General features: G+C 41.2%; 14 protein-coding genes. 2 read left to right on the forward strand and 12 right to left on the reverse strand.

Annotated features, from left to right (window positions below):
* Positions 1–502: 502 nt before the first annotated feature.
* The 10 genes from J7J00_RS00820 to J7J00_RS00865 all read right to left on the reverse strand — a co-directional run bounded on the left by J7J00_RS00820 (position 503) and on the right by J7J00_RS00865 (position 13,529).
* Entirely contained in the window at positions 503–2,191 is a 1,689-nt protein-coding gene (locus tag J7J00_RS00820) for a sigma-54 interaction domain-containing protein (RefSeq protein ID WP_309487117.1), read from the reverse strand.
* Positions 2,192–2,329: 138 nt separating this feature from the next.
* Positions 2,330–2,731, reverse strand: a complete 402-nt coding sequence (locus tag J7J00_RS00825) for a MaoC/PaaZ C-terminal domain-containing protein (protein WP_214786625.1) — start codon at positions 2,729–2,731, stop codon at positions 2,330–2,332.
* Entirely contained in the window at positions 2,728–3,180 is a 453-nt protein-coding gene (locus J7J00_RS00830) for a MaoC family dehydratase N-terminal domain-containing protein (protein WP_214786627.1), read from the reverse strand. The genes J7J00_RS00825 and J7J00_RS00830 overlap by 4 nt, the downstream gene beginning before the upstream one ends.
* Before the next feature lie 18 nt (positions 3,181–3,198).
* Complete coding sequence (locus J7J00_RS00835; protein WP_098371902.1) at positions 3,199–3,963, reverse strand: SDR family oxidoreductase; 765 nt, start codon at positions 3,961–3,963, stop codon at positions 3,199–3,201.
* Between the two features lie 20 nt (positions 3,964–3,983).
* Entirely contained in the window at positions 3,984–5,159 is a 1,176-nt protein-coding gene (locus tag J7J00_RS00840) for an acyl-CoA dehydrogenase family protein (RefSeq protein WP_034312384.1), read from the reverse strand.
* Positions 5,160–5,185: 26 nt separating this feature from the next.
* A complete protein-coding gene (locus tag J7J00_RS00845) occupies positions 5,186–6,337 on the reverse strand; it encodes an acyl-CoA dehydrogenase family protein (RefSeq protein WP_214786629.1) in 1,152 nt (383 codons plus the stop codon).
* 38 nt (positions 6,338–6,375) lie between these two features.
* Positions 6,376–7,977 (reverse strand): long-chain-fatty-acid--CoA ligase, encoded by a 1,602-nt coding sequence (locus J7J00_RS00850; RefSeq protein WP_214786631.1) that lies wholly within the window; start codon positions 7,975–7,977, stop codon positions 6,376–6,378.
* A gap of 335 nt (positions 7,978–8,312) precedes the next feature.
* Positions 8,313–10,757, reverse strand: coding sequence for a DNA topoisomerase IV subunit A (gene parC, locus J7J00_RS00855; protein WP_214786634.1), 2,445 nt, complete (start codon positions 10,755–10,757; stop codon positions 8,313–8,315).
* Entirely contained in the window at positions 10,747–12,711 is a 1,965-nt protein-coding gene (gene parE, locus J7J00_RS00860) for a DNA topoisomerase IV subunit B (protein WP_396020463.1), read from the reverse strand. Before parE ends, parC begins: the two co-directional genes overlap by 11 nt.
* Positions 12,712–13,118: 407 nt before the next feature.
* Positions 13,119–13,529, reverse strand: coding sequence for a CoA-binding protein (locus J7J00_RS00865; RefSeq protein ID WP_098371897.1), 411 nt, complete (start codon positions 13,527–13,529; stop codon positions 13,119–13,121).
* Positions 13,530–14,020: 491 nt separating this feature from the next.
* Between J7J00_RS00865 and plsY the strand changes: the two genes are divergently transcribed.
* Positions 14,021–14,608, forward strand: a complete 588-nt coding sequence (gene plsY, locus J7J00_RS00870) for a glycerol-3-phosphate 1-O-acyltransferase PlsY (RefSeq protein ID WP_214786636.1) — start codon at positions 14,021–14,023, stop codon at positions 14,606–14,608.
* A gap of 152 nt (positions 14,609–14,760) precedes the next feature.
* Here plsY and J7J00_RS00875 read toward each other — a convergent pair whose 3' ends face one another.
* Entirely contained in the window at positions 14,761–14,898 is a 138-nt protein-coding gene (locus J7J00_RS00875; RefSeq protein WP_214786638.1) for a hypothetical protein, read from the reverse strand.
* Between the two features lie 312 nt (positions 14,899–15,210).
* Between J7J00_RS00875 and J7J00_RS00880 the strand changes: the two genes are divergently transcribed.
* On the forward strand, positions 15,211–15,354 hold the full coding sequence (locus tag J7J00_RS00880) for a YycC family protein (protein ID WP_214786640.1): 144 nt from the start codon (positions 15,211–15,213) through the stop codon (positions 15,352–15,354).
* A 53-nt stretch (positions 15,355–15,407) separates the two neighbouring features.
* Here the strand turns inward: J7J00_RS00880 and J7J00_RS28785 are convergent, their stop codons facing one another.
* Positions 15,408–15,575: a helix-turn-helix transcriptional regulator gene (locus J7J00_RS28785; RefSeq protein WP_214786642.1), complete on the reverse strand. Its 168-nt coding sequence runs from the start codon at positions 15,573–15,575 to the stop codon at positions 15,408–15,410.
* Positions 15,576–15,714 lie beyond the last annotated feature (139 nt).

The following is a 15,714-nucleotide window of genomic DNA, read 5'->3' on the forward strand; positions in this document are numbered from 1 at the left end:
CTCTTTAATAACGGTTTACCCATGATAATCGTCTGGTTCGTTCACCCCTTTCACCTTGCACCTTCTATAGGAGGATCATTCCGCAGATTAATTTCCTGTTATCCTGTTAATAAATGCAAGTGCCGTGCCAAACATTAAATCACCGTCAATAAGGCTATTTACCAGCCAGTGAATTCATTATTGAATTGTAAAAATCAAAAGTATCGATTCCATATGGGTTGTCCGTCATTCACTATTGACTGAAAAAATCATTTCTGAATCAATAAAGGAATTAATTGAAAACATAAAATGTAGAGGATTCAAAATTCCCCTTTATAACTACAATCATTTCAAGCAATAGCAGGTCAATAAACAACTTTACAACCAATAAATTTCTAAAAACCCATAAGGTAATAAAGCGCATCCCCCAAAAAAACGCGTATATAATTAGGAATTTCAGTCAAAAAAACAGCACCTGCATTGTTGAATAATGTCCAACAATGCAGGTGCTGTTCATACTTATCTATTCTTTTCCACTGACCTTTAATCGATATTTTTTAAGTTTCCTCACAATTGTTGCCTGACTGGAATCAAGGGCTTCCGCGATTTCATATGTAGTTTGGTAGGTTTGAGCCGCTTTCGTCAAGATTTCCTTTTCGGCCCTTTCCACCGCTTCTTTTAAAGTTAGGGTAGCATTGAGGTTCGGCTGATTCCGATTTTCCGGCTGATATTCTTCCGGAAGGTCGTTAATCGATAATATTTGATTATCCGTTAGCACGACGAGCCTCTCCACTATATTAATCAATTCACGGACATTTCCTGGCCAATCATGTTGATAAAAATATTCCTTCAACCGCGAATCTATTTCTTTTGAGAATTTATATTGTTCGTTTGCCTTTGTTAAAAATAAGTCAGTCAATGCCAAGATATCCTCTCTTCTTTCCCTTAGAGGAGGAATCGTAATCGGAATGACATTCAGCCTGTAAAAGAGGTCTTCCCGAAAATCACCCGATTTGACCATCTCCGATAAATTTCGGTTCGTGGCTGCTATTATCCGAACATCGATTCTCTTTGGCTTTGTACCTCCGATTCTTTGAATCTCCCTTTCCTGAAGGGCCCTAAGCAGCTTCACTTGAAGTTGCAAGGGAAGCTCACCGACTTCATCCAAGAATAAGATCCCACTCTCTGCCAGCTCAAACATCCCTGGTTTGCCTTTTTGATTGGCTCCCGTAAAAGCCCCTCCTTCATATCCAAAGAGCTCGGATTCCAATAAATCAGCGGGAATTGCCCCACAATTTATTTTGATGAAATCCCCTTTTTTAGATCGGATGCTCCGATTATAAATATTGCGGGCAAGGACATCCTTTCCAACACCCGTTTCTCCCAGAATGAGTACGGTCGCATCGATATCCGATATTCTTTCAGCAATCTCATAGATCATTTTCATTTTATCACTGACAAATACGACCCCATCCTTGCTTGTTATCTTCCGAAGTTTCTCAATTTCCTGCTTATATTGATTATTCAGCTCATTAACTTTCGTCAACTCATGCATCAGTTCATTTAAATCAGATAAATCCCTTATATTCGTAACGACTTGCTCTATTTCCCCTTCGGCATTAAAAACGGGACTTCCTGTAATCAATGTTTCCTTTCCAGCAAAATTATCCTGTACGACCGATACCGTTCGTCTCAGCTTCACTACCTTATGCGTCACCGAAGCATTCAAGATGCCGCGTTTAATCAATTGGTCCACCGATTTGCCGATATAATACTCTTTTGGTATACCAGTGATTCGTTCAATTGCCGAATTGGTATAAAGCGTGACTCCATCTTGATCGGTGATGTATATCCCATCATAGGAATTTTCGATAATGGCATCCAGTGCGCGATTCAATTTATCCGTTTTATGAGCATCAATCAATAAATCATCCAAAAATTCTGTTTCACTGCCTATATATAGACTATTGTCAGTGTCCATTTGTTTCATTAATAAAAATAAATACCGTTTATCATGCAGCCTCGCAGCTGCAAGCCTTTTATTATCGAGAAATTGCCACTCATCGAATTGTTCGGTTAGTGTATTATTACCATTCTGACTTAACGATTGATTAAAATAGGTGCCCCAACCCTTTATCCGATTTGCAGAATCCACGACTAGTGCAGGAAAGGTCCACTCTTTGAGCAAATTAATCTGAGAATCCTGTTTCACTTGATTCAATACTATTCACCGCCGCAAAAAGAATTCATTTTAAGTACAATTCTGGACAAATTTCGAAACTCCTTTAAAATTGTCGATTTTCGCTCCTAAAAAAAGTAGTGATGAAATAATTTTCATCACTACTTTCCCTCAGTAAGTCTTAAAAATAACCTCTCCACTGATCGCTTCCTTACCTGACTGGTTAGTGGCCGCTACATTGAAAAAATATCTATTCCCATTTTTTCCCTTTAGATCCGCATGAAGAGTTATGACATCATTCAAGAAAACCATTCCTTTGAAGCGAATCTTGTATTCTTCGATAAATCCATTTTCATAAAGATTACTGAAAAGCTTTGCGAGGTTTCCCATCGTCCACATTCCATGTGCGATAATACCAGGAAGACCAGCATTTTTTGCTTCCTCATCAATGGTATGAATGGGATTGAAATCACCTGATGCGCCAGCATATTTAATGAGGTCCAATCGCGTTACAGGCGGAAGCTCGATTGAATGTATCGAGTCACCAATATGAAGTTCGGTTAATGTCGTCACTTACTCATCACCTTCCTTCTGATCGATTCATTTAAAATGACAAGCTGTTCAGCAGTGAAGACAATTTCCCCATTTGCATCCGTCCCATAATTTTTAAAGGCTAGAAATCCCATTTCCCCTTGTTTCCCTTTTTTCTCATAGTAGTCTTTCACTTCCGTATAACAGGTGATTTCTTCCCCTACCTTCAGCGGCCTGTTATAGCGATATATCTGCTCACCATGAAGCAATCCTTTATTCGGGAGATTTAAACTTTCAATCGTCCCAAAATCAAAGACCCTTGGGAAAGTTGGAGGAGCTATATTGGTTCCGTACCTTGATTGCCTGCCTATTTCTTCATCAATGAAAATCGGGTGGGGATCACCAATCGATAATGCGAATTTTTTAACGGCTCCCCGTTCAACTATATTTTTAACGGGGGTGGATCGTTTTCCAATACTTTCGTTGAACATAACATCCCGCCTTTTCCCTTAATTTTTTGGACCGCCCGCAACATATAAAACCTGCCCACTAATGAATGAGGATGCTTCATCGGCAAAGAATGCAACAGCATGAGCAATATCACTTGGCAAACCGCTTCTTGCAACCGGAATACTGTTTGCCCTATCCTGGATGAATTGCTCAAAACTCACTCCCACCCGCCTAGCTGTTTCTTTCGTCATTTCAGTTTCGATAAAACCTGGTGCGACCGAATTAGCCGTTATCCCGTATTTGCCAAGTTCAATCGCCAGTGTTTTTGTTAACCCTTGAAGCCCGGCTTTAGCAGCTGAATAATTAGCCTGACCGCGGTTCCCTAGGGCCGAAGTGGATGATATATTGATGATTCTTCCGTATTTATTTGCAACCATATGCTTCTGGGCGGCACGTACTGCATTGAAAGTACCTTTTAAATGCACATCCATTACCGTCTGCCAATCTGAATCGGTCATTTTGAAAAGTAGATTATCCCGGATGACCCCGGCATTATTCACGAGAATATCAAGCGATCCGAATGTATCGGCTATTTCTTTTATGGATGCTTCCACCTCTTCGGAATTGACCACATTGGCCACTTTGGTAAAAATGGTATACCCCTTATCCCTTAATACATTTCCTGTTGATGTCAAAACCTCTTCGTTGATATCGATAATCGCCACGTTTGCGCCTTCACTGGCAAATAGTTCGACGATCGCCAGGCCAATCCCTCTGCTTCCACCTGTAACTAAAGCCGTTTTCCCTGAAAATCTCCCTGTCATAATCGTTTCCTCCTAATCTATTATAAGAATTGTCCTAATTTAACATGCCCTTTAATCAAATTTCGGGAAATGATCATACGCTGTATTTCATCCGTACCATCATAAATCCTCCAAAGCCTGGCCTCGCGGTACCAACGCTCGATGGGAAGCTCCTTCGTATAGCCCATGCCTCCGTGTATCTGCAATACGCGATCAACGACCCGATTCCCCATATTGGCTCCATAAAGTTTAGCCATTGAAGCTAAATGGCGATTGTCTTCCCCATTATCCAGTGTAAAAGCTGCATTCAATACAAGCCATCTTGCAGCTTCGATCTCTACGGCCGAATCAGCTATCTGCCATTGAATGGCCTGGCGCTCCGCGATCGGTTTACCGAATGTGACTCGTTCTTTAGCGTATTCTATAGCCATTTGCAGCAATCTTTCTGCAGAACCGACAGCGCGTGCGCCCACGATCCATCTTGCAAACCCAATCCATTCCAAGCCTAGTTTATAACCACCATGCACTTCCCCTAAGATATTTTCTTCGGGTACCCTGACATTATCAAAAACTAAACCAGCCGGTCCCCATTCTCCCATCGTATTGATATACTCTGATCTCCAGCCCATATCACGGTCAACAATGAAACAGGTTACCCCTTCCGTCCCGGTTGCTTGATGACGTTCTTTGTCGGTTACAGCAATGACCATGACGAAATCGGCATCATTTCCTCCGGTAATGAAAGTTTTTTCACCGTTAAGCACCCATTCGTTCCCTTCTTTTACTGCCGTCATTTTAATATTTCGCGTATCTGACCCAGCCCCCGGCTCCGTCATGGCAAAACAGGACTTTTTCTCACCGTTAATCGTAGGGATCAGATATTTCTGTTTCTGTTCTTCATTTGCATAATAAAGTATGTTATCAGCCGAACCTCCAAAGCTGAATGGTACAAACGTTTTTGATACTTCCATCAAGACAATTGCCATCATAAGCTGTCCTAGGTCTGCCCCGCCATATTCCTCCGGGGTATTGATGCCCCAAAACCCAGCTTTTTTTGCTTTTTCCTGTAAATCTTTCAATGTCCCCTCTGGTAAACTAGGTTTTCCTGCCATTTCATTGCGAAGCACTTCATTTTCCAAGGGAATCAATTCATTTTCCACGAACTTGCGTATTGTTTTTTGTACCATTTTTTGTTCATCCGATAGTCGTAAATCCATCTTAACCCCTCCGCTTTCCAATTAGACTAGTTTTGATATTTTCTCTTCAATTGTCCGGTAATGATATTTTTTTGGATTTCGGACGTGCCTTCATATATTCTAGTGATTCGGGCATCCCGATAGAAACGTTCAACCGGATAATCCTTCATGTATCCCATCCCGCCATGAATCTGAACGGCCTTATCAGCGACACGATTATATACTTCCGAACCATACAATTTAAGCATTGCCGCTTCTTTAATGATTTTTTCATTCTGATCGACCATCCATGCAACCCGGTATGTGAATGAGCGAAGTGCTTCTATTTCCATTGCCATCTCGGCAATCATATGGGATACGGCTTGATGATCAATGATCGGGACATTGAATTGTTCACGTTCTGTGGCATATTTAGTAGATAGGTCAAGCAGGTATTGACAGGACCCCAAATTACGGGCAGCAAGGCCTGCGCGGCCATTTGCAAGGATCCTCAATGCATTTACATACCCTTGGCCAACGTCCCCCAGTACATTTTCGGCAGGAACCTCGCAATCTTCAAAAACCAATTCGGCCGAATGTGAGCCTCGAAGACCCATCTTCCTTTCCAGGCTACCAACTCTAAAACCCGGAAAATCCTTTTCTACTATGAATGAGGTGATTCCTTTCGCCCCTTTATCTTTGTCCGTTACGGCCATAACTGTAAAAATATCTGCTACATCTGCATTCGTTATATAATGCTTGGTCCCATTTAGAATATATTTATCGCCATTTTTGACAGCTGTCATTTTGAGATTCGTTGCATGGGACCCCGCTGCAGGCTCAGTTAAAGCAAAAGCGCCAATTCTATTACCGCTTGCCATATCTGGTAGATACTTTTCCTTTTGCATTTCATTTCCCATTTCAACTATTCCTACCGTCCCTATACCGGTGTGGGCCCCTATCAGAGTGGTATATCCATTATGGGTTTTGCCGATTTCCTCATATAAAGCACATTTTCCCACCATCCCGATTCCGAGCCCGCCATACCTTTCCGGGATACTAAGTCCGAATAGCCCGATTTCCTTCGATAAATTTATTATGGATTCCGGGATATGATCTTCATCCTCTATCTGCATGGAAAATGGATCGATTTGCTCTTCGATAAACTGGCGTATATTTTCTTTTAATAGCAAGATGTCTTCATCTAAGCGAAAGTCCATTTGCATTCCCCTTTATCTGTGAATTATTGTTAACGCTTTCATATTTTATCCGTATAAGCGATATGTTTTTCTTGAAGTTTGCGTTTTAAGATTTTACCGACCGCCGTCTTCGGAAGTTCATTTTCAAATGTGATTGCTTTTGGGACTTTAAAGGCAGCGAGCTGCTTTCGGCAATAATCCTTCAATTCGTTTTCAGCTATTCTTTCATTCGGTTTAAGAACTACCGCAGCATGTACCGTTTCACCGCGATATTGATCGGGAACGCCAAAGACGGCAGCTTCCAGAACCTTAGGATGGCTGTATAGTATATCTTCAATTTCAATTGGATAAATATTGAAACCGCCTGCGATGATCATCTCTTTCTTCCGTCCCACAATGTAAAAGAAGCCATCTTCATCCATTTTGGCAATATCACCGGTATGCAGCCATCCGTTTTGAATCGTCTGCCGCGTCTCTTCATGCATGCCCCAATAGCCTTTCATTACCTGTGGACCCTTTATGACCAATTCGCCTGGTGTATCAACCAAGAGGGCTGGCTCCCCTGTAATACTGTCAATGATGGCGGCATCGGTATTTTGTATAGGAATCCCGATACTTCCGGGTTTTTGCAGGCCGCTAACTGGATTCCGGTGTGTGACTGGTGACGCCTCGGACAGGCCATAGCCCTCTGCAATCTTTGTTCCACTCAATTCGTTGAATCTTGACAGTACATTCAATGGCAATGGTGACGATCCCGAAACGCAAGATTTCAATGTATGCAAATCAAATGGATGGGACTGGTAATATTGTAATAAAGCAATATACATCGTCGGTACCCCTGGAAAAATGGTCGGTTTAAGATTATTGATAATATCGACGATCTCCGACACCTGAAACCGGGATACAAGAATTAATTCCCCGCCATTATAGAACGTCAGGTTCATCCCTGAAGTCATGCCGTAAACATGAAATAATGGGGAAACGCCAAGTACCCTTTCCTTTCCTCTTTGAGTATTGATTCTTGAAGTGGCTGCACTTTGCAGCGTATTGGCAACAATATTACGATGGGTTAGCATCGCCCCTTTAGAACGCCCTGTCGTTCCTCCTGTATATTGGAGAACGGCGACATCTTCGGCAGGTTCAATCTCCACAGTGAAATCCGCCTCTGTTACAGATAGTAGCTTTTTTGTCATTTCACATTTGCCCATTTCCAGCGACACGCTCAACACCTTTTCAACATCGGTTTCAGCTATAACAGCTTCAACTATTGGCAATAAATCGTCGAGCACAATGATGTGCCTTGCACCTGAATCTTTCAGGACATGTATTAATTCGTTCGCCTTATACATAGGATTGATTTGGACAACAATGGCTCCATTCAAAAGGGTTCCAAAAAAACCAATTGGATATTGGGGACAATTGGGAAGCATAAGAGCCACACGATCTCCCTTTCTAATACCCTCATCAGCAAGCACGCGTGCACATCTTTTCACTAACTTCCCCAACTCTGAATATGTATACCTTTTCCCCATGAACGTAACCGCTGTTTTATTCGAATATTGTTCGACTGATTGATAAAATAGTTCTGTCAAAGACATTTCAGGAATATCAATCTCAATTGGATTTCCTTGCGGGATATGCTTTTTCCAAGGTCTATCCATTGGTCCTCCCCTTTCTTCATTCAAAAAAATAAAGAAGTCATACTAAACAATATGCAAGGAGTGTGCCAAAAATAAATCGTTATGTTACATAGATTCAATTAATGGTAAAATTCAAAATTGAATTATTTGCTGTCCTATTAATAATATTAGGTTCATAATACTAGGATTTAAATTTGACTCAATAAGTCATTTTTGAATTGAGCGATTACTTTCGTAAAAGGACTCAACTTGTAGTGCGGGGCAGGTGGGGATTATTTTCTGGAGGGATATAACTAGTCATTTATAGAAAAATAAACGGGATGCTGATATGATCAGCATCCCGTTCAAAAAATGATTCACTGCTCTTTAGCGGAGTCATCTTCCAATGATATTTTCCATAATTCTTTTGCTTTTCCACTAACCGTTTCATCAAAAACAAATGATCCATTCGTATATCGATCATGATTTTTTAATGAAGCGGCATGAATCGTTTCAATGGTTCCCTTGTCAGAAAGAATGAATAGACTGTCGGTTTTGTTAATAATATCGAAACCAATGACCCTATGAGGATTCGATTTCAATTCCCTCAAGACCACGACACCGCGTTTTGCCCGGCTCGTTTTTTCAAACTCGGTTAATTTCATTTTCTTTATGGCCCCGCGCTGTGTAACGATAAAGATCGATTCTTTACTATCCTTGGCCAAAACCTTTCCGCCAATGACATAGTCATCTTCTTTCAAATTAATCCCTTTGACTCCTGCTGCCCGGACACCGACAACACTTACTTCTTCTTCATCAAACCATAAACCGTATCCGTTATGAGTGACTAGGAAAAGGTCAGCCTGTCCATCGGTATGGTGGACATCGACCAGTTCATCGTCACCTTTTAAATTGACACCAACCAGCGGTTTTGAATGGCGCTGGGCTTTATAGGAAGCTAATTCTGTCTTTTTCACCATACCATTTTTCGTGATGAACACTAAGAATTCCGGCATGGTAAAATCTTTGATAGGAATCGCTTTTATGATTTGTTCTTCCCTGTCGATTGGAATGATGTTTGCGATATGCTGACCGGTTTCCTTCCAGCGAATATCAGGAAGCTGATGAACTGGACAGTAGAGGTAGTTCCCTTTGGATGTGAACAGCAAGAGGACATCTGTTGTATTCATCTCCAGCCTCTGGAGCAGGCGATCGGAATCCTTCATGCCAAAATCAAGACCTCCTGATGCTGCATAAGATCGTAATGATGTCCGTTTGACATAGCCTTCTTTCGTCACGGTAACCATCACGTCTTCACTCGCAATCAAGACTTCAAGATTGATTTTGATTTCTTCAATTTCTTTTTCGATTTTGGAACGCCGTCCGTCATCAAAGCCCTTTTTAATGAATCGAAGTTCTTTTTTAATTACTTGAAGAAGAACTTTTTCACTGCCAAGAATCTTTGTCAGTTCCTCAATTTTGTTCTTCAATTCCGCTGCCTCTGCTTCAAGTGCTGTAATATCCGTATTTGTCAGCCTATATAACTGCAAGGAGACAATGGCTTCAGCTTGCGCTTCTGTAAAAGCGAATTTAGCAATGAGATTATCTTTAGCATTCCGTTTGTCTTTAGATGCCCGGATGACAGCGATGACTTCATCTAATATGGATAAAGCCTTCACTAAACCATCGACGATATGTGCCCTGTCATGTGCCTTTTGCAACTCATAACGTGAACGGTTCACGATTACCTCTTTACGGTGGTCGATATATGCATCGAGCATTTTAGGCAGGCTCATCAATGTTGGCCGTTTTTTATAAATCGCAACCATATTGAAATTGTATGCGATTTGGAGATCGGAATTTTTGTATAAATAATGCAGGACTCCATTTGCATCTGCTTCTTTTTTCAGTTCAATGACAATGCGCAGTCCTGTACGGTCGGTTTCATCCCTTACTTCGGCGATGCCTTCCACTTTCCGGTCTAGACGGAACTCATCCATTTTCTTGACAAGGTTTGCTTTATTGACTTCATATGGGATTTCAGTGATGACGATTTGCTGCTTGCCGCCCCGAATCGTTTCCACTTCCGCCAACCCGCGAATGATTATTTTCCCTTTACCTGTTTCATAGGCCTTACGAATGCCTTCAATTCCTTGAATGATACCGCCAGTAGGAAAATCCGGCCCTTTAATGACCGTCATTAAATCAGCGACTGTCGCATCCGGCTTATCGATTCGCATAATGGCAGCATCAATGACTTCACCTAGTTGGTGTGGCGGGATTTCAGTGGCATAGCCGGCTGAAATTCCTGTAGAGCCATTTACAAGCAGGTTAGGGAACATTGCAGGCAATACAATTGGCTCTTCTGAAGTATCATCAAAGTTCGGTACGAAATCGACCGTCCTTTTTTCTATATCCCGCAGCATCTCGGAGGCAATCGATGAAAGCCTTGCTTCCGTATACCGCATCGCAGCAGGCGGATCACCATCGATACTGCCATTGTTTCCGTGCATTTGGACCATGACCTTCCGCAGCTTCCAGTCTTGGCTCATCCGAACCATTGCCTCATAAACGGATGAATCTCCGTGAGGGTGATAGTTACCAATTACATTACCGACCGTTTTTGCGGATTTCCTAAACCCTTTTTCCTGAGTATTTCCTTCGACATGCATCGCATACAATATCCTGCGCTGCACCGGTTTTAAACCGTCCCTAGCATCTGGAAGTGCCCGATCTTGGATAATATATTTACTATAACGCCCGAAGCGGTCACCAATTACCTCTTCAAGCGGCAAATCTCGAAACTTTTCTTCAAATACCATCGTTAATGACCTCCTCTTCAATCGACATATTTTCATTATCTAAAATATTCGATTCCTCTTCGAGACCAAAAGCGACATTGGCTTCAATCCACTTACGACGCGGTTCAACCTTATCTCCCATCAACGTTGTCACACGTCTTTCTGCACGGGCACCATCATCGATCTTCACACGTATCAATGTCCTTGTTTCCGGGTTCATGGTGGTATCCCATAATTGATCGGCATTCATCTCACCCAGCCCTTTATAGCGCTGAATCATATAGCCTTTCCCCACCTTGTCTATCGCTCCCTGAAGTTCTTCGTCACTCCAAGCATATTCAATGACTTCTTTCTTCCCGGTCCCTTTGCTCACTTTATATAAAGGGGGCAAGGCAATGTAAACTTTTCCTGACTCTATTAACGGCTTCATATAGCGATAAAAGAAAGTCAGCAGCAGCACTTGGATATGGGCCCCATCCGTATCGGCATCAGTCATGATGATCACTTTATCATAGTTAGTGTCCGGCGTGTTGAACTCCGCCCCGACACCTCCGCCGATGGCATGGATGATCGTATTTATTTCCTCATTTTTAAAAATATCCGCAAGTTTTGCCTTTTCCGTGTTGATAACTTTACCCCGTAATGGCAGCACTGCTTGGAAACGGCGATCCCGCCCTTGTTTAGCGGATCCCCCAGCAGAGTCCCCTTCTACAAGATACAATTCATTCCTTTCGGGATTTTTCGATTGAGCTGGTGTTAATTTGCCAGAAAGGATGGCATCGGATTTTTTCCGTTTCTTCCCGCTTCTTGCGTCTTCACGAGCTTTGCGTGCCGCTTCCCTTGCTTGGAAGGCTTTAATCGCTTTTTTAACCAATAGGGTACTCGTGGTTGGATCTTCTTCAAAAAAGTAGGCTAAGTGCTCTGATACGATGGAATCGACTGCAGAACGGGCTTCACTGGTTCCAAGCTTGCTCTTGGTTTGTCCTTCGAATTGAAGAAGTTCTTCAGGGATACGTACTGAAATGATTGAAGACAAGCCTTCACGTATATCGGTACCTTCGAGGTTTTTATCTTTTTCCTTTAATAGCCCCATTTTTCTGGCATAATCATTAAATGCCCGTGTCATGGCCGTTTTTGCACCTATCTCATGGGTGCCTCCGTCTTTTGTACGAACGTTATTTACAAAACTTAAAATATTTTCTGAATAACCGTCGTTGAATTGAAAGGCGAGTTCGACCTCTATCCCATTTTGTTCCCCTTCCAGGCTGACTACACTATGAAGGGTCTCTTTTTCTTCATTTAAATAATCAACAAACGCTTCAATTCCATTTTCATAGTGAAAAATTTCATTATGGTCGTTACGCTCATCCGTCAATTCTATCTTCATGCCTTTTAAAAGAAAAGCCGATTCGCGAAGACGCTCACATAGGATATCATAATTATAAGTCGTCACCGAAAATATTTTTGGATCGGGCTTGAAGTGGATTTTGGTCCCAGCTTGATTGGTTTTACCGATTTTCTCCAGTGTGGTTTCTGGCTTTCCGCCATTGAAAAAACGTTGTTCGTAAATGAACCCGTCCCTTTTGATCGTCACGACAAGCCATTCAGACAACGCGTTAACGACTGAAGCACCTACTCCATGAAGGCCTCCACTCGTTTTATATCCGCCTTGTCCAAATTTACCTCCAGCATGAAGAATCGTCAAAATGACTTCAGGCGTCGGTTTACCTAATTTATGCATGCCAATAGGCATTCCACGCCCTTTATCAGACACACTTACACTGTTATCTTTATGTATTTTCACACTAATTTGGTCTCCATATCCCGCTAAAGCCTCATCTACGGAGTTATCTACAATCTCGTACACTAAATGATGAAGTCCGCGTGCATCAGTACTGCCGATATACATACCGGGACGTTTTCTGACCGCTTCGAGCCCTTCCAGTACCTGAATTGCATCATCATTGTACTCGATTGTTTTTACTTTCTTTGCCACAGAAATTCCCCTTTCCTTACTAAACACAATTTCCGGGCCAAATCATACTGCAATGAAATGACTCACTAGCTTAACAAATCCATTAATTCGTTAATATCATATTAAAAAGTATAATACTTTCACGGACAAAGAACAAGTGTTCTATTTTTTTGTCCTTTTTATTAGCGTTTGCACATTTGTGTGGAACAAAACGTATCATAGCTACCATTCTAATTGTAGCGGTAAATTTTCATTTGGCAAATATACTTTTATTATTTTAATTAAATTAAGCTTTAATGGCCTAAATTTGCCCGACCGCTCAATGCCCGCTATGGCTTCCTTTTAGTTTCTCTCCGGTTGAGATACAGCGATGCCTAAAAAAAAGAACGGAAGTTCCGCTCTTCATTTTACTTTGTAAGGGCGTGTTCGACTTTTATGCATCGATTCATGATGACAGTATATCCTTTTTCTTTCAAAAAATTATAGGCTTCTTCATTTTCCACCCCTAGCTGCGCCCAAAAGATATCTGCATCGATTTCTGCAAATTCCTTGGCTATCTCCGGAAGGAACTCTGAACGGCGGAAAACATTGACGATATCGACGTGCCCTTCAATATCTTTCAGGGCTTTAACTGCCTTGACACCCAGCACTTCAGATATAGCAGGGTTTACCGGGATGATTTCGTATCCGCTTTCCTGCATGGCCTTCGATACCATATAAGAAGTACGCTCAGGGTTATTAGATAAACCAACGACAGCAATGCGCTTCGATTTTTTCAACATCTTTCCCATTTCTTCCCTGCTTGGATTTTCTATCATTCTTTTCAATCCCCTTTATAATAAAATGTAATATTTGACTAAAGAGTATTCCTAACAAAGGTATTTTACAGACAAAAGCTGTTTATTACCATTATTAAGAAAAACCATTATACAAGAAAGAAAAAGTTTCGAAAAGGCATGACTCAATTAACTACCTTATGTTCATACAGACTACCACGTATTGTAACAATTTATACAAGGAGGCATCCTTCATTTTATATTGACGAAAATAAGGAAGGCTAAACCTTTCACCCTTCATGAACTTAACGTATATCAAAAGATGTAAGTTCATCAAGGAAAATTCATTTTTTTAATGGATTTTTTTTGGACAGCCGTACCATTTTGTCACGAAAATGTTACAATAAGAGAAGCTTAACAGGTATTTAAAGGCTGTTTTTAGCTATTTCTACACGTTTATTTTTGAAAAAGGGAACAATCGACCCTTAAACGTGATAAAAAAAGAAGATTTTTCTTAAAGAAAGGGTAATAGAATGCTTACATTTATCACTATACTGGCTGCCTACCTGATCGGTTCGATTCCTTCCGGTTTAATAATTGGTAAAACATTTTACAAAATCGACATCCGGGAGCATGGCAGTAAAAATCTGGGCGGGACAAATACCTTCAGGACACTTGGTGTCAAGGCAGGGCTAACCGTTACTATCATGGATATACTTAAGGGTACCCTAGCAACTTTTCTGCCGTATATGCTAGGCGTGGACATGCATTTATTGCTAGCCGGAGTTATTGCTGTAGTCGGTCATATGTTTCCCATTTTTGCAAACTTTCGGGGCGGAAAAGCGGTGGCAACTTCTGCTGGTGTCATTCTTGCTTATGAACCATGGTTTTTTGTCTTTGCCGTCATCATTTTCTTTATATCCTTATACATATCCAAATATGTCTCGCTTTCATCCATGATTGCTTGTCTGCTTGCTCTCATCTACAGTTTAGTTTTTCATATTAAAGATTTGCCGCTCATTATTGTAATCAGTATAATAACGATCTTCATTTTTTACCGGCATCGCGCAAACATCAAGCGGATTATCGATAAAACTGAACCGAAGGTAAAGTGGTTGTAAGAACATGCGAATATCCAAGTGAAAATAGGCCCGTATGCATGGGCCTATTTTCCATTCTGCATGCCTCGAAACCTTTTCAGCGGCATTTCCGATTTCCTGGATGAATGACACTAATCCCTGATTTGATGTTTGTACGATTGCATCTATTTCAGTTATTGATTTTTAGTCTGTTCAGCAAGATTCCTGACTTTATTCGCCACAACCGCAAATCCATTACGATAAGCCCTCTGTTTCTTTTGCTTTTTGAAACCAAATTGGTTTTCCGGCTTTGCTTTCTTGAAAATCCCCATCTCCCCCTGATTTTGTAACTCACATATGGCCAAGATATCCCATCAGCTTGACATGTGTCTATATATCCATTTAATCAAAAAAACAAATCACATTTAAAATATACAATCCATTTGGACTACATATATTTTATCCCAGCCTCATTTTAATTTTTTCACCAAGGTAAAAGGACCTAGACCATTTCCACATTAACTTCCCATGAAAGGGATAGTATGGATTTCGTTTAATGGAGAAATGGTCAAGTAAGGATTGAATAATAGAAGAACAGAGGCTACACTGTAACTAGTTATTAAATATCGTTAGGAGAAAGTGCCATGAAGCCATTGCAAATATCACCGGAAACCGCATTAAAGTTATCCAAGTCACTAAACTTGCCTTTAGAGCAAATCATGCATCTGCCTACACCCGTCTTGCTGAGAAAGCTTGCCGAGGCAGAAGCAAAAGAAAATACAAAATAGCTGCAGGAATCTGCAGCTATTTTTGTGCGCACTCATATGTGTGCGAAACAACCTTACGGAGTATATCTTGAAAGGAGTTCCATTCTGCCCATTGATCTTGAAACTGAGCAAAACCCAATTTCGCCGCATAAATATTTCCTTTTCAGTCCTTCTAAGGAATCCTTCCGGTAACTATCTAAATACTCTTTCTCTTCCAGCCTTTTTAAAGCTGGATATAGCATGCCTTCTTTTATAATGTAATAACGATCATCTCATACCCATACATATCCTTTTGAGCCAAAAATGAAAGCAGCACCCTCTCCGTACTCCCTTTTAACAGCTCCGTTTCCGCAAATCAGCATCTCCAGATGGTATTTTGTT

The sequence above is a fragment of the Bacillus sp. ISL-4 genome, assembly GCF_018613275.1.
Classification (GTDB): domain Bacteria; phylum Bacillota; class Bacilli; order Bacillales; family DSM-1321; genus Peribacillus; species Peribacillus simplex_E.